General features: G+C 62.9%; 14 protein-coding genes and 6 pseudogenes. 8 read left to right on the top strand and 12 right to left on the bottom strand.

Annotation, left to right across the window (positions count from 1 at the left end):
- Positions 1 to 179 precede the first annotated feature (179 nt).
- The 5 genes from DLM46_RS40915 to DLM46_RS40225 all read right to left on the bottom strand — a co-directional run bounded on the left by DLM46_RS40915 (position 180) and on the right by DLM46_RS40225 (position 3,530).
- Complete coding sequence (locus DLM46_RS40915; protein WP_279635185.1) at positions 180 to 302, bottom strand: hypothetical protein; 123 nt, start codon at positions 300 to 302, stop codon at positions 180 to 182.
- 150 nt (positions 303 to 452) lie between these two features.
- Positions 453 to 860: a DUF3564 family protein gene (locus DLM46_RS12980; RefSeq protein ID WP_115101165.1), complete on the bottom strand. Its 408-nt coding sequence runs from the start codon at positions 858 to 860 to the stop codon at positions 453 to 455.
- Positions 861 to 1,189: 329 nt separating this feature from the next.
- Positions 1,190 to 2,518, bottom strand: coding sequence for a cation:proton antiporter (locus tag DLM46_RS12975; protein WP_425273988.1), 1,329 nt, complete (start codon positions 2,516 to 2,518; stop codon positions 1,190 to 1,192).
- A 132-nt stretch (positions 2,519 to 2,650) separates the two neighbouring features.
- The gene (locus tag DLM46_RS12970; protein ID WP_115101164.1) at positions 2,651 to 3,061 is read right to left on the bottom strand and encodes a DUF3175 domain-containing protein; all 411 of its coding nucleotides are present in this window, start codon (positions 3,059 to 3,061) and stop codon (positions 2,651 to 2,653) included.
- Positions 3,062 to 3,227: 166 nt separating this feature from the next.
- Positions 3,228 to 3,530: a hypothetical protein gene (locus DLM46_RS40225; protein WP_244306143.1), complete on the bottom strand. Its 303-nt coding sequence runs from the start codon at positions 3,528 to 3,530 to the stop codon at positions 3,228 to 3,230.
- A gap of 162 nt (positions 3,531 to 3,692) precedes the next feature.
- On the opposite strand from DLM46_RS40225, the gene DLM46_RS12960 reads away from it, so the two are divergent.
- The 4 genes and pseudogenes from DLM46_RS12960 to DLM46_RS12945 all read left to right on the top strand — a co-directional run.
- Positions 3,693 to 3,944 carry a hypothetical protein gene (locus DLM46_RS12960; protein WP_115101163.1) on the top strand — a complete coding sequence of 84 codons (252 nt, stop codon included), beginning with the start codon at positions 3,693 to 3,695 and terminating at the stop codon, positions 3,942 to 3,944.
- A 206-nt stretch (positions 3,945 to 4,150) separates the two neighbouring features.
- Positions 4,151 to 4,447 carry a hypothetical protein gene (locus DLM46_RS12955; protein WP_115101162.1) on the top strand — a complete coding sequence of 99 codons (297 nt, stop codon included), beginning with the start codon at positions 4,151 to 4,153 and terminating at the stop codon, positions 4,445 to 4,447.
- Positions 4,448 to 4,607: 160 nt separating this feature from the next.
- Positions 4,608 to 4,910: a DUF1488 family protein gene (locus tag DLM46_RS12950; RefSeq protein WP_244306141.1), complete on the top strand. Its 303-nt coding sequence runs from the start codon at positions 4,608 to 4,610 to the stop codon at positions 4,908 to 4,910.
- A 21-nt stretch (positions 4,911 to 4,931) separates the two neighbouring features.
- Positions 4,932 to 5,306 (top strand): annotated as a pseudogene (locus DLM46_RS12945) (PA2169 family four-helix-bundle protein); the annotation flags it as partial.
- Positions 5,307 to 5,397: 91 nt separating this feature from the next.
- Here DLM46_RS12945 and ligD read toward each other — a convergent pair.
- Positions 5,398 to 8,038: pseudogene (gene ligD, locus DLM46_RS12940) on the bottom strand (DNA ligase D).
- A gap of 37 nt (positions 8,039 to 8,075) precedes the next feature.
- A pseudogene (locus DLM46_RS12935) lies at positions 8,076 to 8,445 on the bottom strand (hypothetical protein); the annotation flags it as partial.
- A gap of 248 nt (positions 8,446 to 8,693) precedes the next feature.
- Between DLM46_RS12935 and DLM46_RS41245 the strand changes: the two are divergent.
- Positions 8,694 to 9,012 (top strand): annotated as a pseudogene (locus DLM46_RS41245) (alpha,alpha-trehalose-phosphate synthase); the annotation flags it as partial.
- A gap of 70 nt (positions 9,013 to 9,082) precedes the next feature.
- Complete coding sequence (locus DLM46_RS12925; protein ID WP_115101160.1) at positions 9,083 to 9,328, top strand: hypothetical protein; 246 nt, start codon at positions 9,083 to 9,085, stop codon at positions 9,326 to 9,328.
- Between the two features lie 220 nt (positions 9,329 to 9,548).
- Here the strand turns inward: DLM46_RS12925 and DLM46_RS40220 are convergent.
- Positions 9,549 to 9,695 (bottom strand): annotated as a pseudogene (locus tag DLM46_RS40220) (IS5/IS1182 family transposase); the annotation flags it as partial.
- Positions 9,696 to 10,009: 314 nt separating this feature from the next.
- On the opposite strand from DLM46_RS40220, the gene DLM46_RS12920 reads away from it, so the two are divergent.
- Positions 10,010 to 11,473, top strand: a complete 1,464-nt coding sequence (locus tag DLM46_RS12920) for a mechanosensitive ion channel (RefSeq protein ID WP_115101159.1) — start codon at positions 10,010 to 10,012, stop codon at positions 11,471 to 11,473.
- A 222-nt stretch (positions 11,474 to 11,695) separates the two neighbouring features.
- Positions 11,696 to 14,071 (top strand): AsmA family protein, encoded by a 2,376-nt coding sequence (locus DLM46_RS12915; RefSeq protein WP_482811934.1) that lies wholly within the window; start codon positions 11,696 to 11,698, stop codon positions 14,069 to 14,071.
- Between the two features lie 362 nt (positions 14,072 to 14,433).
- Here the strand turns inward: DLM46_RS12915 and DLM46_RS40215 are convergent.
- The 4 genes and pseudogenes from DLM46_RS40215 to DLM46_RS12895 all read right to left on the bottom strand — a co-directional run.
- A pseudogene (locus tag DLM46_RS40215) lies at positions 14,434 to 14,691 on the bottom strand (EthD domain-containing protein); the annotation flags it as partial.
- Positions 14,692 to 14,767: 76 nt separating this feature from the next.
- The gene (locus DLM46_RS12905; RefSeq protein WP_208866273.1) at positions 14,768 to 16,237 is read right to left on the bottom strand and encodes an NAD-dependent succinate-semialdehyde dehydrogenase; all 1,470 of its coding nucleotides are present in this window, start codon (positions 16,235 to 16,237) and stop codon (positions 14,768 to 14,770) included.
- 11 nt (positions 16,238 to 16,248) lie between these two features.
- On the bottom strand, positions 16,249 to 17,268 hold the full coding sequence (locus DLM46_RS12900; RefSeq protein ID WP_115101155.1) for a dihydrodipicolinate synthase family protein: 1,020 nt from the start codon (positions 17,266 to 17,268) through the stop codon (positions 16,249 to 16,251).
- A 28-nt stretch (positions 17,269 to 17,296) separates the two neighbouring features.
- Positions 17,297 to 18,307 (bottom strand): ornithine cyclodeaminase family protein, encoded by a 1,011-nt coding sequence (locus DLM46_RS12895; RefSeq protein ID WP_115101154.1) that lies wholly within the window; start codon positions 18,305 to 18,307, stop codon positions 17,297 to 17,299.
- Positions 18,308 to 18,384 lie beyond the last annotated feature (77 nt).

Here is an 18,384-nt window from a genome sequence, read left to right as displayed (position 1 = left end):
ATGTCGTCCGAATAATGCGGATCATCGGCGGCAGGCCTATAACCGTTCTGCTCCAGTTTCTTCAGCTCGGCCTTTTGCGCCTTGCGGATCGTTGTGCTGTTCCGTTGCGGCGACTGCGGCTGCTCCGATTGCAGCTGTTGTGTTGGCGGCAGCTGCTGTGTCTGATGTGTCTGCCGTGCCTAAGCCGGCTGTATGCCGAGTGAGATCAGTATCGCTATCGCAAGCGCGCACTCGAACGCCACCAATGCCGCAATTCCAAGGGTACATTCGAGCGAGTTCTTTGTGCCTTCGATCGTGTTCATGCCGGACTCCTTTGAACTTCCTCATACCGGTTGAACAAGCATCCGTTGTGCCGCCTCTAATGAAGCAAATCGATAAGGCCGTCGAGCCTAAATTTCCCGCTAGCGATCCGCCGTCGACAAGTGGCACAGCAGCGCTGATGCTGCAGGCGCTCATTGACGGGGTCGGAAACCGGACCGTTTGCCGCCGGAGCGGCTGTCTGGCGGCGCTGAGGCCAGTACTCTTGAACCCGGCGGTTGCCGGTCCACCGCCTGCAGGTGCCAACAGCCTTCGACCGGCATGCGCCGGGTGGCCGATTGCCATGTCGCTGCGCCCTCGGCAACGGACGTGCACCGATAGCGGTCCATATGCAGACCGCGCAGCGTGCACAGCGGCGTCTCCGAGCCGGGTGCACAAAGCAGGGTGAGACCGCCCGTGTCGTGTATCTCGCCGGACGGAGGTAGGTCGATTCCGTTGCAAAGCTGCCGCGACCACGCTTGCTCGACGATATCGAGCCACAACACGGCGTAGTCGTGGCTGACGGTCGGATCGGAACAATTGATCAGAATCGATAGGCGCATGCGGTTTTCCTTTGAGGTTGTCCCTTGCCTCTGCGCGTTCTTACCCGCGACGCGCTCTTTTTGCAAAGCTTGCCGTGAGGCATGTAGATCTTCCACGAGCCGCAGAGTCCACTCGCCGCGTACATATGCTTCTTCACGTGATCTGGATAGCGCAAGCATTCTTGGTGCCCGGACTGCAGTTGACGTCGAATTTCATTCACCGGTTTTTCGCGCATTCGATTGCCCGAATCGCAGCGCAAAGCGCGTAGAGCCAGCTTGCGGCAACAGGTACGGCGCTTGCGGCCAATCGAGCAGATAGAGTAGAGGATCACCGGCGCGGCCATGAGCAGCTAATTTTCGCTGCTGCGCAGCCGGCGATACCAGTTCATCAACGGCGTGGCCGAGACGCCATGGATCACCACCGAAGCCCCGACAACGGCCAATGCAAGCGGCACTAAGGGCGTCACGTCGGCAGCAGCGCCACATTCGAGTGCGTACGCAAGATAGTAAAACGAACCGATGCCGCGAATTCCGAACCAGCTCATCAGCCGCCGCTGGGTTGGCGTCGCGCTCGACCCCAATAGCGACAACTCCACCGACACGGGCCGCACCAGCACGAACAGCGCGACGGTTAGCGCGACTGTTTGCCATGTGAACAGCGGCACTTGCAGATTCGCGAGCACATTGCCGACCATCGCCATCACTGCGACTTCGGCGATGCGCTCGAGTTCGATCGTGAAGCCGAGCACCGACTCCGTCATATACGCATGCGCTTTGCTCGGATTCGCCGCGGTTGCTTCGACATCTTCGGAATCGACGGTGCCGATCGCCTTGCGGGCCGACATACCGCCGCTCGCGCGATGCTCGACGCGGCGCATCGCGACGCCCGCCGCGAACACCGCCAAAAACCCATACGTCTGTGCGAGTTGCGCGGCGCCGTACGAGAGCTCGATCAAGCCGAGCGCGAAAAATCCCTCGAGGCCGAACGCCTGAGCATGGCGCATGCGCAACCATGCAACCGCGTGGGTCGTGGCCCAGCCGAGCAGGCCGCCGATTGCGATCGCGCCAGCTACGCCCCCCACCATGCTGCCCGCGAGTTTCACAGTCAGCATGTCGCCGGCTTGGGCAGCAGGCGCCGCGCATAGCGCGAGGCCGAGCATCGCGAAAGGCAGTGCGATGCCGTCGTTCAGACCGCCTTCGCCGGACAGCGCGAAGCGCAGCAGGTCGTGGTCGCCGGGATTGTGCACCTGGACGTCGTGGGCCAGCACCGGATCGGTGGGGGCGAGGATTGCCGCGAGCAGCAAAGACGGACCCCAGCGCAGATGCAACACGTAGACGCCGAAGAGAGTCAGTAGCGGAATCGTCGCCAGCATGGCGAGGAAGCCGAGTCGCAGCGGTACGGTCCAGAGTTTCTCGAGCACGCCGAGCCGCAGGCGCAGGCCGATCGCAAACAGCGACACCAGCAGCGCGATTTCGGTGATGGTGCGCAGAAGGTGCGCGTCGACGGCGATATCGAGGCGCAGCAGGTCGATGCCCGGCGGCCCGAGCGCGTAGCCGATGGCCAGATAGAACATCGCGGCGCTACAGGGCAGCCGCCGCAAGGTTGTCGTCGCGATGCCCATAAAGACCAGCACTGCGCCGACGATGAGAAACCAGAGTGTTTCTTCGTGCATGAGCATCCGCTTGAGGCTGGCGCGCGACCATTGCACGCGTTACCGGAAAAAAACGCGCATTCGGACGCGATGCCCAGCCGCGCCTGCGCGCATGGCATCATCGGACGCTATCGGGCCGATGGTACGCGCGCTGGCGCTTCAAGGCGCGCGTCCGAACGCTTCGCGTAATTTGCGCTTGGCCTGTTGCAACGTATCGCGGCGCGCCTTCGGCAGATTTCTGCCCGCGCGATTGATATAGAAATTGAGCATCGACATCGCCGACTGGAACGGCGTGCCCTTGCGGCGGCGGCTCTGTGTCGATGAACGTTTGAGCGACTCCGCGATCGACTGCGCGCTGCCGGTTTTGAAAATGTTGGGCTCGATATCCATCGCGTCACTGGTTTCCATCACGTGATGCGACCATTTCTGTCCGCGCTTCGTGGCGCTGCTTTTGGCGGTCTTCGCGAGATGGGCCGCGTGTGCTTGTGCATGCCGCTGGCGTGGCGGGCGTCCCCCCTTACCGCGCGCGACTGGGCGTTTTGATTTGCCGGTGGTTTTGCTGGTGGCCATGGCTTTGCCTCGTATGAAGTCGGTTTGGCGACTACTTCGCGTTGCCTCTGTGCTCAATGCGTGCTCAAAGTGAAACGCACCGGATACCCGCGTTGGCGGCATGCCGGCACATTACGGCAAGGCCCGAGCCTGAAGCTGTCCGGACCGGCCCGCAACAGCGTCCGGATTACAGCTTCAGGCCGCCGGCCTCCGGTGCATCCCAGGAGTCCGCCGGAATCTCACCGGCGCCCAGATCGTCGCGCCGGTCGAACGGGTCGCGTCCCCAGTACGGTGTCGCAGAAACGGGCGTTCCATTGGTCGCACAGCCGCTGGCAGCGATCAACTGGCAACGAAATTCGATGCGCTGCAGCGCGGCGCGCGTAAAGGATGCCGGCGGGTTTGCAATTCTTTCGTATGAATAGACGAGGAGAACTGATGAACGGTTTGCATCGTGTTCTCCATAAAGACCAGATGCACGAAGACGACGCATACCGCGTACCAATGTTCTACACGCCCGGCATTGCCGCGTTTTCTGCGAGCGTGCGCCTAGAGGGCACAGACCTTGCTGGATCATGAGTGACAGCAGGCAACAGTTTCGCTGCAAGCGGCGAGTGCCGCATTCACCGAAGGAGACTTCGATGAAGGAGGGGTGATGTACCCGCTAACTAATCAAAGCACGGGCAAACAACTGCTTATGGTGGCAGCGCTCGTAATGTTGACGGCACCTACCGGCTGCAAGCGCTCCACGAGCGACAGCGCCAGTGCAGCGCTGGGCAGCAGCGGCGTGATGGACGGGCACGCGGCCACCGGCAGCACCGCTGACACGAGCAGCCGCGCGACGGCCGCCGCCGATAAGGCGAGCATGCCGGCCGCGGCAGCCGCGGCGTCGGGCGCCAGCCAATGACGTCGGTGCGACGCCGATTTGCAGTAAGGCGGTCTGGGTTAGCGCCTTATGACCAGGCAGACGCCGGAGCAGCAATGCCGGCAAGTTGGGGAGGTGGACAAGCGCGGACATACTGCTCCGGCTGTATCGATGCAATCGATGCATGCGGCTCGCTTCTCCTAAGGGTGGAAATGAACGCATGCGCTTGCATCGCGGGAGATGCAATCATGGCCTCAAGAATCCATTACCAGATGAATATCTGCGGCGGCGATTTCACGCACGTCAGAGAATGCTTCCGCGACTGGAAATCGCAGCCGCTCGTGTATCGCTGGAACCAGCGGATGTTCGAGGGAAAACAGGAAGTGCGTCCTCTGTCGGGACGTGTGTTCAACAACGGCGAAGGCGCGCATCGGGCGCTCGAGCGCGTGTGCGGACCGGGCGATCCCTACGCGCTCGCCGCTGAGATTTGCGACGGCGAGCGTGACCTGTGGCTGGTGATGGCAGCGTTCGAAGAAGAAGCTTGAGACGGCCAGCGCGCTGGCCGCCGCTGGTGCGACGGTGCGCTCGCCATGTGACGAATGAGGCGCACGCATGCGATCTGAAACGCTGTGCCGCATGTATCCGGGGCGGGAAGGGTTCGTCACGAGTGCGATTCTGCAGCGGCCAGCCTATGAGGATTCCCTTATGCACGTCACTTTTCCCGACGACCATCCAGTCTTCGACGGCGCGAATCTGACAGTGCGCTTTACGGCGCGCGTCGACGGCGAGCCGGTTGAATGCGCAATTACCGCCGAGGCGCTGGAAGATCATTTCGGCGCGCATTCCGCGCTGGAATCCGCCTTGATGGCTGCTTTCGACAACGGCCGCAATCGTATCCGTTCGGTTTGCGCGGAAGCGCTCGACCAGAACGGCGGCAAAGGCGTAGTGCTACATAGCGGACTGTTCAGAGTGGAAGGCATGGACCCCGATCGCGGCACCACGGCATAGTCCCGGCGCGTGCCACCGCATGCCGAGGATGCGCATGACGCGCAACTGAAGACGATGTTTCTATCGCGGGCGGAAGACTGCATGCGCGGTGCGCGTGAGTTGCAGGATGTAGTCCAGGGTCTGGGCGGCAAACCCGAAACCGGCGGCAGCATGAGCGGCGCATTGCATCGTGGCTGGGTCGACGTGAAGTCGGTGGTGACGAATCGCAGCGACCATGAAATCCTTGCCGAACGCGAAAAAAGCGAGGACGTGGCGAAGAAACGCTATCACGATGCGCTCGAAAAGGATTTGCCACTGGACGTGCGTAGCATCCTCGAGCGTCAGTATCTGGGCGTGCTGCAAAACCATGACAGTGTGCGCGATCTGCGCGATCAGCATGCCGCGACCAGGCGTTAATCGGCATGAGTCGAAATCGATCGGCAGTAAGCGGCTGGCGCTCTAACGGGCGCCACAAGTCACGTCTTCGACGGGGCTGGCTCGACACCGGTCAGTCCGCTCCATCCAGACGTTTCCGCATCGTGGCTGTAATGCGCTGACGCGTCTTCACATAGTCCGCCCACGGGTCGCGCTTGAGGTCCGCGAGCCGCTCGTGCAGGTTCTCGATGTTCCATTGGTCGCCGCCCGTCGTCGCGGGGACTTCGTCCCACGCGAGCGGCACCGAGACGCCCAGACCTGGCCGGGCGCGCGCCGAGAAAGCGGCGACCGTGCTCGAGCCGCGGTTGTTGCGCAAATAATCGACAAAGATTTTCTGCTTGCGATTTTGTGCACCCATCTTCGCGCTGAAGTATTTGGGCAGCGTCGCCGCCATGTGCTGCGCGACGGCCATCGAAAAGTCCTTCACTTCATCCCAGCCGACCTGTTTGGCGAGCGGCACGACCACATGCAGCCCCTTGCCGCCGCTTGTCTTGCAGAACGACTTGAGGCCGAGCTCGTCGAGCAGCGACCGCGTCAGTTGCGCCGCCTCGATCATCCGGTCCCAGCCGAGCGACGCGTCCGGGTCGAGATCGAACACCACGCGATCGGGTTTTTCGAGGTTTGACGCCATGGCATTCCACGTATGAAATTCGATCGTGCCCATTTGCGCGGCGCCGATCAACGCTTTGAGCGTATCGACGGTCATCAGCGGCGGATGGCCGGGATCGAGTCCGGGATACTGCGTGACATCTGGATTCGACAGCTTCTGGCTGTGCCTCTGAAAGAACAGCTCGCCGCCGATGTCTTCGGGCGCTCGCACCAGCGACACGGGCCGGTCCTGCAGATGCGGCAGCATCCAGTTGGCGACCGATTCGTGGTACCGCACGAGATCGATCTTGCGCGCGCCGGTGCTCTTGTCGATTACGCGGCCGGGATGGGACACGCGCACGCCGGCGACTTCGGAAGCCACCGCGGCGGTTTTCGATTTCGTCGCGGGTGCTTTGCTTGCGCTTTTTGCTGCGGGTTCGGCTGCGGCATTAGCCGCGATTTTCTTGGCCACGCGTTTCTTCGGCGCGATATCGGTTTGCTGATGCACGTCGGCTCCTTTGCGGGGTGCTTCCTTGACGATCTGCTGCGCGGGTTTGTCGCTGCGCAGGCCGACGAACGACGCCTGCCGCACGAGGCGCTCGCTGGTCCATTCGGCGAAATTGCATTCGCAGGCGAGTTCCGGCTTGACCCAATGAACCGGCGTGCGACTGCGCTCACGCGGCGCGGCGGCCCGACGGTTCCGAATAGCCGCCGATCACAAACTCCTGACGCCGCCGGCACTTCAATTTGATCCACGCGGACGTGCGCCCGGAGCTATAGCCGCTGTCGCGCCGCTTGCCGATGATGCCTTCGAGCCCCGCGTCGCAGGCGCGCTTCAGCAGATCGTCGGCGGTGTAGCCGAAGTCGTTCGAGAAGCGCAGCACGCTGTCGTCGACGTCTTCCATCAACGCGAGCAGGATCGCGCGGCGTTGCTCGAGCGGCACGCCGCGCAAATCGTAGCCGTTCAGGAAGGGAACGTCGAACAGATAGATGACGATGTCCTGCGGGCGCCTGGAATCGAACGCGTTTTGCAGCGCCTGAAAATCCGGCACGCCGGGTTCATCGAGCACCACCGCCTCGCCGTCGAGCCACGCGCGCTCGATGTCGAGTTGTTCGAACGCCTTGACGTGTTTGCTGAATTTCGTGGTCCCGTCGTTGCCCGCGCGCGTGAACACCTTGACCGCCTTGCCCTTCGCCTGCCGGTCGATGCGCGTCAGCACGCGGTAGCCGTCGAACTTGATTTCGTACGACCAGTCGTCGCCGGGCGGCGCAGCATCGACGAGCGTCGCCAGTTGAGGTTTGAACGTGGCGGGCAACGCGCGTTTGACCGCGCCTTCGATCGATGGCGCCGCTGCCAGTTCGCGCAGCGATTGCGTGCTGCGCGTCGCGACGATATCGGTTTTTTTCGGGTCGGCGCGGCGCGATGAAGCAGTCTTCGCACCCTTCGTGCCGGCGGTCTTTGCGCTCGCTGCTGTCTTGCTTGCCGCTTTCTTTGCTGCGGCGTGAGAGATCTTAGCGCCGTTGCCCGCCGACGCACTCCCATCGAGCACGCTGCCCGGCCGCTTCTTCAGAATGTCGTACTCGCTTTCGTCACGTGCTTCGTCGTCGCGTTCCTTGATCAACAGCCACTGCTCTTTATCGCCGCTGGCACGCATATGAGTGCGCACCAGCGTCCAGTCGCCATGCAGTTTCTCGCCGAAGAGATTGAACTTGAGCTTGCCGGCTTGATAGGATCTGGCCGCTTGCGCCGCGCCGCCAACCGGCTCCCACGTGCCGCGATCCCACACGATCACTGTGCCCGCGCCATAGTTGCCGGGCGGAATCTCGCCTTCGAACGAGCCGTATTCGACCGGATGATCTTCGACATGCACGGCGAGCCGTTTCACCGACGGGTCGAGGCTCGGCCCTTTGGGTACTGCCCAGGATAACAACGTGCCGTTCAGTTCGAGCCGGAAGTCGTAATGCAGACGGCGCGCGTCGTGCTCCTGAATCACATACGAGAGCCCGTGCTTCGATTCACGCGCAGCCGTCTTCCGGCCCGCTTTCTTACGCGCGGTTACGCCCGACGGTTCCGGCGTTTCGTCGAAACGGCGCTTGCGGGTGTAGAGATCGAGCCCGTCGTTCATGGCGGTGAACTCATCGCTGGTCGAAAGGGCGCGGGTAATCGTGTGGCGCTTCCACGTCGGTGATTTCCTCGGTCTTGCCCACGCGAATCTTCCGATCGACCAGCGCCATGATGTCGTCGCGGAACGTGTCGTGATACTGCGCCGGGTCCCACGCCTCGCTCATGTCATCGATCAACTTCTTCGCCATATCGAGTTCGCGTGCGCTGATGCCGGCCTTCTTCGGGTCTTCGGGAGGCTTCCTTGCCGGTACGCTTGTTGATCTGTTTGTAGCCGATCGGATCGATCGAGCGCTTGTCGAGCAGATTGAAGCCGACTTTCTCCGACTGCGTCGCCGAGTACAGCTGCACCGGGACGTGGACGTGGACGAGGCCGAAGCTGATTGCGCCCTTCCAGATCATGTGCGCCATCGTGCGCTCCCCAAGCCTGGGACCTTTGGTGAAGCAGCAAGCGTGCCACGCGGTTGCGCGTTACGTGTGGCGTGGCGGCGCGCTTGCCGCCTGGGGCATCGGCTGTAAGTCTTGCGTCATGTCGGCAAAAAATACTGAGTTTGGGCATGGAGAGGACGCGGAATCGATTGCTGCAAGCCATGATGGGTGGGCGATCTGGCGGTCTTTCCGCAGGTCCGCGCCGCGTAGCACGATAACGCTGGCGTTTCATGAGCCGTCGTCTCGTAGTCGTTTCCAACCCGACTGCCGATCCGCGCAAGCCTGCTGCGGGGCGCGCGAGGTGGCAGTGAAAGAAAGCCTGCAGCAGACCAGTGGTACGGTTTGGCTGGAGCGGCAGGGCGGGCGGTGAAACAGCCAACACCAGCCGGAATCCACGTGCAGCCGGTCGGCAACGTGACGCTGGCGACGCTAGACCTGAGCCGCGAGGATCGCGACGCGTACTACCTCGGCTACGCCAATGATGTTTTGTGGCCCGTGTTCCACTGTCGTCCGGACCTGGCGAACTTCGATACGCGGTTCGCGGCCGGTGAAGGACCCGTTAGTCTCGAACCAATGCCTTCCCATATCTCTCTAATTTAGAGGGGGAAGGAGAGAAATAATGATCAGACTATTTTGTATTTTCGCGCTGGCGGCAGGCCTCGCAGGCTGCGTCGTCGCTCCGCCATACGGTTATGGCTACGGTTACGAGCCGGCACCCGTATATCAATCTGCGCCCGGCTACTACGGCTATGCGCCTGGCTACTACGGCTATGCGCCTGGCTATTATGCGGCGCCGGCCGTTGATATTGGCATCGGTTTCGGCTTCTTCGGCGGGCACGGTGGGCATGGCGGTCACGGAAGATGAGCGCGCGCGGCACATGAGCTAACGGCATACAAGACGCAGGGTTAAGCGGGATAGCCGGCTCGGTTCGACTAGCGAAAAGATCACAGACCAGCGGGCGGGGATTGTCCGTCGACGCCTTCAGCCTGCCATCGGTTCTCAGTCGCTGTTCCCGTGAGGAATGCCAGAATGCGCGACTCACCTGCCTCGTCGACTCGGTTAAGAAGGTCAAGGGATCTCGATCCTGAATCGCTTTGATCATGGCTGCTGGCCCCGGCAAATTGATAATCCGGTTCATGTTGTACGCCAGTACGCGCAAGCTCATTTCGGTGCTGATCTTCTCAATCGTCCTGGTCAGGAAGTGCGTCGCGCTCATCCAGGCTTTCGCCGTTTGACAGCTTTTAAACATATTGCTGCAGCCTCTACACACACATCGCATAGCATATTGCAGGCAGCACGGTGTTTCCGCTTTCGCTTATGGCTGTGGCCGGGCTCCGCAATTTTGACGCCGTCGTTATCCAGCTTGTCAGCGCCAGCTTTGCTCTGGCCCGGCACGTTCATGGTACTGGCATGCCGATGAACTAACATTCACGCAAAGAATTAAGGAGGACATGAGAGGGCGGGTTCAGTCGGTGTCGTCGAAGGCAGAAAGCAGAAAGCAGAAAGCAGTTCCACAACCGCATCACAAAGCTTTCGGAGAGAAAAATGGATTTAACCAGTTTTTTCGTTTCGCTGGAAAACGCGCTAAGTGGCTTCTTGCCTAAAATCGCCGGTGCGCTCGGCATTCTGATCGTCGGTTGGCTGATTGCCGTAATCGCCCGGGCCGGTGCCCGCAAGCTGCTCTCTGCGCTCAAGGTCAATCAGCGCATTGCCGACAGCACGAAGCAGGCCGCGCAGGTGGAGAACGTCATTGCCGGCGGCCTGTTCTGGCTTGTTCTGCTCATGACCGCAGTCGGGGTCTTCAATGTCCTGAACCTGTATGCGGTCTCCAATCCGTTTTCGCTCCTTGTCACCAAGATCGTCAACTATCTGCCGAACCTGATCGGCGGCATCGTGCTTGCGCTGGTCGCATGGCTGATCGCGTCGCTATTGCGTGCGGTGGCCGACAGGGCGCTGCGCGCGAGCAAGCTCGACAGCAAGTTGTCCGAGACGGCCGGCATGCGTCCGATGAGCGCGTATGTAGGTGATGTGCTCTTCTGGCTCGTCATCCTGTTGTTCATTCCGGCCGTGCTCGCGGCATTCGATCTGAACGGCCTGCTCGCGCCCGTGCAGAGCATGATCGACAAGCTGCTTGCGATCGTGCCGAATCTCTTCGCGGCCGCCGTGATCGGGATTGTCGGCTGGATTTTCGCGAGGATCCTGCGCGGCCTTGTCACCAATCTGCTTGTGGCGGCCGGTGCGGACAAGCTCACACAGGACGTCGACAGCCCGACGCCCGTGCGGCTGTCAAGCCTGGTCGGCACGGTGGTGTACATCTTCGTGTTCGTGCCGACGCTGATTTCTGCACTCGACGCACTGAAGATCGATGCGATATCAGGACCTGCCACGCATATGCTCGATCAGTTCCTCAGCGCCGTGCCGGATATCGTCGCAGCCGTGGTCATTCTGCTCGCGACCTTCTATGTCGCACGCTTCGTCGCGGCACTGGTACAGAAGCTGCTGGTGACGGCAGGTGTGGACGGGTTGCCGGCGGTGCTCGGTCTCGACAAGGTTCTGTACGGCCCGTTGCAACCGTCGGTGCTGGCCTCGCGACTCGTGGTTTTCTTCGCGATGTTGTTTGCCGTGGTGGAAGCCGCCAATCGCCTGGGTTTTGGCCAGGTCCGCGACGTGGTCACGCTCTTTATCGAGTTCGGCGGACACATCCTGATGGGCAGCGTGATCCTGATCATCGGTTTCTGGCTGTCGAGTCTTGCGCGGCGTGTGATCGAGCAGGCCGATCGGGAGCACAGCGTGCTGCTTGCCCGCATCGCTCAATTCGCGATCCTCGGACTTGTGTTCGCCATGGGACTGCGCGCAATGGGTATTGCCAATGAAATCGTGCAACTTGCATTCGCGCTGGTGCTGGGCGGGATCGCGGTAGCCGTCGCGCTGTCGTTCGGGCTTGGCGGACGTGAAGCGGCCGGCAAACTGCTCGAACGCTGGTTCGCTACCCGGGGCGACAAGGAGTAGCGGCGCCCACGTGAACCGCACCGCGTTGGCGATGCGGTTCACATGCTCCAGTCGACGCCGGTCAGCGCAGTGATGGCCTGTCCCACTCCTTGGCTGCTTGCGCCGGCGCGTCCACCAGATATCCTGAGGAAACCGGCTGGCCGGGCACTTGCGGCCGCCTGGCATACTACGTGCTGCTCAAAGCACAAAAGGGAAAATGATGGGGCCGTCATGGCGCAGCGCTTGCCAATCGGAAAAATTGCTGCATGGATCATTGCCGTGCTGGCGGTAATGATTGCGGCACTCGTCGTCTTTCTCCTGACTTTTGACTGGAACCGCGCACGGCCGTGGATCGACGACAAGGTCACGCAGGCAATCGGACGGCAGTTTCACATCACCGGCGACCTGAAGGTTGGCTGGCAGCGTCCGCCGAGCGAGACCGGCTGGCGGCGCTGGGTGCCGTGGCCACGCTTTTCCGCTCAGCACATCACGATCGCGAATCCGGACTGGGCCAAACAGCCGCAATTCGCCACCCTCGACGAGATCGATTTTCAGGTTGAGGTCCTCCCGCTGCTGGCGCGCGACATCGTGATTCCGACGATCAACCTGGTCAACCCGTCGATCGATCTCGAACGCCTCGAAGATAACCGCAACAACTGGACGTTCAGGTTCAACCAACCGGCCGAGCCGTCTACGTGGCATCTCACCCTGCACGACATCGCGTTTGCGACGGGTCACGTCGCGTACGCCGACCAGCTCACCCAGGCCGACATGCAGGTCGTCGTCGATACGCTTGGCCAACCCGTGCCGATCGGTGACGTCATGAAGCAGCAGGAGCAGGCGTCGCGCGAATCGTCGGCGCAGGTGGTCGGCAAGAGCGGCGCGACCCAACTCCACAAGCAGGTCGAAACCAGGCAGGTCGAAGCGTCAGCGGCATCGGCGGCATCCTCTGCCGCCGCCGCGAGCAGCGGGCCGGCGAGTCCGGCGAGCACGTCGGCGAATACCGGCACGACCAGTCAGCAGAAGTCGAAGCCTTCAGTGCCGTCTTATGGTCTCGGCTGGACGCTCAGGGGCACCTACAAGAAGACGGCTGTGTCGGGCAGCGGCAAGGTGGGAGGCGTGCTCGCGCTGCAGGACACGACGCGGCCGTTCCCCGTGCAGGCTGATGTGAAGATCGGCGATACGCATATCGCGCTGGCCGGTACCGTGACCGCCCCGGCGCACCTCGCCGCGCTCGACCTGAAACTGTGGCTGCAGGGCGTCAGCATGGCGCATCTCTATCCGATCGCGGGCGTGCCATTGCCCGAAACGCCGCCGTACGCGACTGAAGGGCGGCTCGTCGGCCAGTTCAACGAAGACGGCAACGTCTTCAGATATGAGAACTTCACGGGCCGCGTCGGCGGCAGCGACGTGAACGGCTCGACGGTTTACGTGGGTGAGAAGCCGCGGCCGATGGTGTCGGGTGAACTCGTGTCCAATCTGCTGCAATTTTCCGATCTCGCTCCGATCATCGGCGCCGACACCAACGCGAGCAAGGCGAAGCGCGGCGAGCCAAGCCGGCAGCCGTCGAACAAGGCGTTGCCGGTCGAGCAATTCAAGACGGATCGCTGGAAGGCCGTCGATGCCGACGTGAAGTTCACCGGCCGCCGCATCATCAAGGACCCGGCTCTGCCGATCACCCATCTCTACACCCACGTGATCATGACGGACGGCGTGCTGACGTTCGAGCCGTTAAAGTTCGGCGTGGCGGGCGGCACGCTGGCATCGAACATTTACCTCGATAGCAGCACGACGCCGCTCAAGGGACGCTTTGCGACGCAGGCGCGGCACCTGAAGCTCAAGCAACTTTTCCCGACCGTGAAGACGATGCAGTCGGCGCTCGGCGAGGTGAATGGCGACGCGGCGTTGTCGGCAACGGGCAATTCGCCCGCGGCGCTGGCGGCGACGTCGAATGGGGAAGTGAGGGCGCTGATCACCGATGGCACGGTTAGCCGTCTCTACATGGAAGCGGCAGGGCTGAACGTGTTGAACGTCGTCTACGAGAAGCTCTTCGGCAAGCGCGATGTGAAGATCAACTGCGCGGCGGTGGACTTTGTGGTGACGAACGGCGTGCTCGAATCGCGCGTGTTCGCCCTCGATACCGACGATGCCGTGATCAATATGGATGGTCACATCGATTTGCAGACCGAGCAGATGGATCTCGGGATTCATCCGCATACCAAGGGCCTTCGGGTGATTTCGCTGCGCTCGCCGCTGTATGTGAAGGGGACCTTCAAGAACCCGCACGTCGGTGTGAATGCCGCCGCGCTGGCCGTGCGTGGCGGGGCGGTGGTGGGGCTCGGGCTGGTTAATCCGTTCGCGGCGCTGATTCCACTGATCGCGCCGAGCAACAACAAGCCGCTGCCATGTGCGCAGATGCTCGCCGACATGCGCGCGGCGCCGAGCGCACCGCCGGCGGGGCAGAAGCAGCGTGAGAAGGCGGCGCCGGCTTACCTGGCGTCGGGCGCAGCGGGTCCGGCAGAGGATAGTCCGGGCGGCGCCGCGCGCGCGCAGGCGGCGAGTAAGACGGCGCCTGCGGGTCCGGCGGCAGCCAGCGAGGCGCAGTACAGGGGACGTTGAGCCTGCATGTCACGCGCGACGCGCTTTTCGCACGAGCAGGCGAGGGACGAGACGTCGTCGAACCAGAGGCTGGCCACGCCTTCGTAAATAGGCACGTCCTTCGCGCTGAAATACGCCAGCATTGCATTGAAGTCAGGAACCTGCCGGTTGTGCACGCACCGGCGCAGCGCAGCCGCGGCAACCGGCTCGGTGTCCAGTGCGCGTTGATGCGCCGCCGCGCAGCGCTCGAAGAATTCCGGCAGCGCCAGCCCCTCGGCCGCACGCAGGTAATGCAGCACCTTTGCGCCGCAGGCCCGGGACGGCTGGGCGACCGGTTGCTCGGCCTCCACCGCTACGAGACTCAGCGACAAGCTCGTGTCGGCGAAATTCGCGGCGTCGGGGCCGACTTTCGCGCGCACGTGCTCATGCGCAAAGGTGATGCCCATGTGCTCGGGACTGTCCCAGTAAAGCTCGGTAATCGAGTCACGCGCGACGGCCATTGAATGCGCGTGCTCGGCGGCCGATCCGAAGGCGGCATCGAAAACATGGTTCTGCACGTAGGGCCGAAGCGTCACGGGGTTTTCGTTCGAGATCGCGCCGTGCACGTGCTGCACATACGCCACATACTCGGCGTGTGTCATGCCGGGCCGACGGCAGACTGCAGCCGCCATCTTGATCATCACAGGTCTCCTGTAGAAGTCTCACGCAGCGTCTGGATCACGATACGTCGAGCCCGTCCCAGCAAAGATACTTGACCTCGAGGAACTCATCGATGCCGAGATGCGAACCCTCCCGCCCAAGACCGCTTTGCTTCACACCGCCAAACGGTGCGACCTCGTTCGAAATCAGGCCGCAGTTGATGCCGACCATCCCCGCTTCGATGCGTGCGGCGTTGCGCCAGATACGCGCGGCGTCGCGGCTATACAGGTAGGCGGCGAGGCCGTATTCGGTGTCGTTAGCCATCGCAATGGCATCGTCATCCGTATCGAAGCGCAACAGCGGCGCCACCGGACCAAACGTCTCCTCGCGCGCAATCAGCATCGCGGGCGTGACGTCCGCGAGCACAGTGGGCTCGAAGAAGCCGCCACCGAGGAGGTGCCGCTTACCCCCGTGCAGCAGCCGGGCGCCTTTGCCCAGTGCGTCGGCTACGTGCTCTTCGACTTTCAGCACGGCCGCGTCGTCGATCAGCGGACCGAGCTGCACATCGGGCGCGAGACCGTTGCCCGCGCGCAGGCGCGCAACGCGCTCGACGATGCGCCCGGCCAATGCGTCGTAAATGCCGGCCTGCACCAGCACGCGATTCGCACTGATGCAGGCCTGGCCCGTGTTGCGGAACTTCGCCGCGACCACGCCGTCGGCGGCGGCATCGAGGTCGGCATCGTCGAAGATAATGAAGGGGGCGTTGCCGCCCAGCTCCATCGAACACTTCTTCACGGTCTGGGCCGACTGCGCAAGCAGCACGCGGCCCACTTCGGTCGAACCGGTGAACGTCAGCTTGCGCACGATCGGGTTCGCCGTCAGTTCGCCGCCGATCGCACGCGTATCGTTGCCGGTGATCACGCTGAAGGCGCCAGGCGGAACGCCGGCGCGTTGCGCCAATTCGGCGAGCGCGAGCGCGGTCATGGGTGTCTGGCTAGCAGGCTTGACCACCAACGTGCAACCGGCGGCAAGCGCTGGGCCGGCCTTGCGCGTGATCATCGCGGCCGGAAAATTCCACGGCGTGATGGCGGCGCATACGCCGATCGGTTCGCGCAGCGCGACAATGCGCTGCGTCTCCTTCACGCCCGGAATCACCTCGCCGCGCACGCGTGTCGCCTCCTCGGCGAACCAGCGCAGGAACGATGCGGCGTAGTCCACCTCGCTGCGCGCTTCGGCCAAAGGCTTGCCTTCCTCCAGTGTGATCAGCGTGGCGAGGTCGTCGCGATGTTCCACCATCAATTCATACCAGCGGCGCAGCACTTCGCCGCGATGCTTCGCGGTGGTGCGGCGCCATGAGACAAAGGCTTCCTGTGCAGCGTCGATTGCGCGCCGCACCTCGGCCTCCTGGCAACGCGGCAGTTCGACAAGCACCGAGCGGTCAGCCGGGTTGCTCACCGCGTACCGGCCGTGCGGCGTCTCGCCCATCCATTCGCCAGCGACGAAAGCGGATTCGCGCCACAGCGCTGCGTCCTTCAGCAGATGTTTTATCGACGTATTCCTTAGCAGGGGAAGCGGCCCGTGATGAATGCTGAATCCGGGTCCGAGGTGACGGGCAGCCCCGAGGCTGCCAGGCCCTGGCGCAAGGTCTTCATCAGGCGGTCGGGCACGCGCATCGCCGGCGCGCGCAGCGGGCCGCCGTTGAAGCCGGCCAGCCAGTCCTGATACTTCCACATGGTGCGGTTGAGCACGCCCGTACCGCCTGCATAGCTTTGCGCTGCAGCGCCGTTGGCATTGCGCGCCGGGTTGACGCTCCAGTACAGCGCCATGGCTTCTTCCCATCGACCGCTGCGCGCCATTTCGAAGGCCTTCGGATAGTAGTCGCCCATCCACGCGGTATTGCTGGTGCCGGAGAACTGGAGTTTCATCAGGCTCATCAGCGGAATAGCATCGCCTTCGATCGGACAACTGATCACCACGTCGTCGCGGAAGTGGTGATACATCTCGCAGATGCCGGCCGGCAACGGGAAACCCTGCTCCGACTTGATGGCGACGATGTTGGGGCAGTCGTTCAGAAGACGGCGCACCAGCTCCACCTGCATGCCCGCCGGGTGAACGCGCTCGAAACCCCACAGCGGTATCGGGAACAGCATCACCGCCAGATCCGTCGCATCGCAGAAGGTCTTCGTGTAATCGTAGATTTCCTGCTCCGTCGTCGGCCAGAACTGCGGCGGGTACGACAGCAGGACGATGTCCGCGCCGGCTTTCTCCGCCAGCTTCACCGCTTCGATATTCTCGGCAAGCGTGCCGAACGCCGCATGAAAGAACAGGCCGAGCCGGTTGCCCGCCGTCTCGCGTGCCCAGGCGGTGAACTGTGCGTTTTCCTCGGGCGTGATCGCGACTTCGCTGCACAACAGCGTGTAGCGGAAGCCAAATTTGATCGCCAGTTCGATGTCGTGGCGGATGCCGCCTTCATTGAGCCGCTTCAGGTCCGCGCTGTAGCTCGGAATCGTGACAGCCGAGCAACCCGTCAGATGTTCCCTGGCCCACGCGTGGGCATCGGTCTTCCTGTATGTAGCCATGAGAATGGATCCTTGATCGATGTGAAAGTTATTTGGCGACGGGCACGATGCTCGCGGGCAACGGGGTGCCATAGCCCCTCGCTTTGGCGAGTGCGAACAGCATCTCCGCAATGACGACGTCCTGAAGCGCGGAGCCGACCGACTTGTAGAGCACGATGTCGGTTTCCAATCGCCGCGGCGTCGTTTCACCCGAGACGAGGGCGGCGAGCGAGACCAGCTTCGCGTCGAGCGTGAGACCCGCGCGCGTGGCGGCGATCCCGTCGCCGGTATCGTGGGCGACTTCGTCGGGCACATCGGCGACGACGCACGCGGCGCGAGCTATTGTTTCCTCGTCCACCTCGCGCTGCTCGGGCAAGGTGGAGCCGAGCGACACGACCGTTGCCCCTGAGGCGAGCCAGGCGCCGCGCAGAACGGGTGACTCGTCGCGGCTGCGTGCCGCGCAGATGACGACGTCGGCTCCGCTCACGGCGGATTGCGGCGTGTCGGCCGGGAGGACGTCGAGCGTGCCGGCGAAAGACTGCGCAAAGCGCTCACGGCTCAACGGATTCGGACTGAAGACGTGCACGCTCTCTAGCGTGCGCATCGCTTTCAGGCAGTCGAGCGCGCCGCGCGCCTCGAAACCCGAACCGATGACCGCGACGCGCAGCGGCCGGCGCGCAGCCAGCACGTCGATGGCGAGCGTGGCAGTGGCCGCCGTGCGCAATCCTGTCACGCGATTGCCGTCGATGAGCGCGGCGAGGCCCATCGTCTGCTGATCGAACAGCGAAATCAGGTAACTGGCCCGGCGTGCACGGGGCGATGCGGCGATGAGCTTCGAGCCCATGTGACCGCCCGCCGGCGAGATCGCCGTGAGACTGCGCAACCAGATTCCGTCGCCGCGAGCCATTGAACGCGGCGGGACCATCGCGTCCGATGTCTGTTTGGCATATGCGTCTGCCAGCGCTGAGACAGCCGAAGGCCACTCGGCGAGCGCGGCGACATCTGCATCGCTCAGGAAAAGTGTCGAGGGAAGGGCATCGCTCTGCCGGATGTCGGACATGGTGTGGACGTTGGTGTGGGTGACCAGCGCACTATAGGGACCCCGTCCGGCTGCGTGTACTACTCAGTGTCGAAACC

The organism is Paraburkholderia lacunae (assembly GCF_003353175.1).
GTDB lineage: Bacteria > Pseudomonadota > Gammaproteobacteria > Burkholderiales > Burkholderiaceae > Paraburkholderia > Paraburkholderia lacunae.
This window is presented reverse-complemented; position numbering and strand designations above follow the sequence as displayed.

Coding starts and splice junctions, on each gene's coding strand:
- DLM46_RS12955 (WP_115101162.1), top strand. CDS start 4,151: ATGGCCTCAAGAATCCATTACCAGATGAATATCTGCGGCGGCGATTTC.
- DLM46_RS40915 (WP_279635185.1), bottom strand. CDS start 302: ATGAACACGATCGAAGGCACAAAGAACTCGCTCGAATGTACCCTTGGA.
- DLM46_RS12975 (WP_425273988.1), bottom strand. CDS start 2,518: ATGCTCATGCACGAAGAAACACTCTGGTTTCTCATCGTCGGCGCAGTG.
- DLM46_RS12920 (WP_115101159.1), top strand. CDS start 10,010: ATGGATTTAACCAGTTTTTTCGTTTCGCTGGAAAACGCGCTAAGTGGC.
- DLM46_RS12925 (WP_115101160.1), top strand. CDS start 9,083: ATGATCAGACTATTTTGTATTTTCGCGCTGGCGGCAGGCCTCGCAGGC.
- DLM46_RS12960 (WP_115101163.1), top strand. CDS start 3,693: ATGTACCCGCTAACTAATCAAAGCACGGGCAAACAACTGCTTATGGTG.
- DLM46_RS40225 (WP_244306143.1), bottom strand. CDS start 3,530: ATGCGTCGTCTTCGTGCATCTGGTCTTTATGGAGAACACGATGCAAAC.
- DLM46_RS12970 (WP_115101164.1), bottom strand. CDS start 3,061: ATGGCCACCAGCAAAACCACCGGCAAATCAAAACGCCCAGTCGCGCGC.
- DLM46_RS12900 (WP_115101155.1), bottom strand. CDS start 17,268: ATGGCTACATACAGGAAGACCGATGCCCACGCGTGGGCCAGGGAACAT.
- DLM46_RS12895 (WP_115101154.1), bottom strand. CDS start 18,307: ATGTCCGACATCCGGCAGAGCGATGCCCTTCCCTCGACACTTTTCCTG.
- DLM46_RS12950 (WP_244306141.1), top strand. CDS start 4,608: ATGCACGTCACTTTTCCCGACGACCATCCAGTCTTCGACGGCGCGAAT.
- DLM46_RS12980 (WP_115101165.1), bottom strand. CDS start 860: ATGCGCCTATCGATTCTGATCAATTGTTCCGATCCGACCGTCAGCCAC.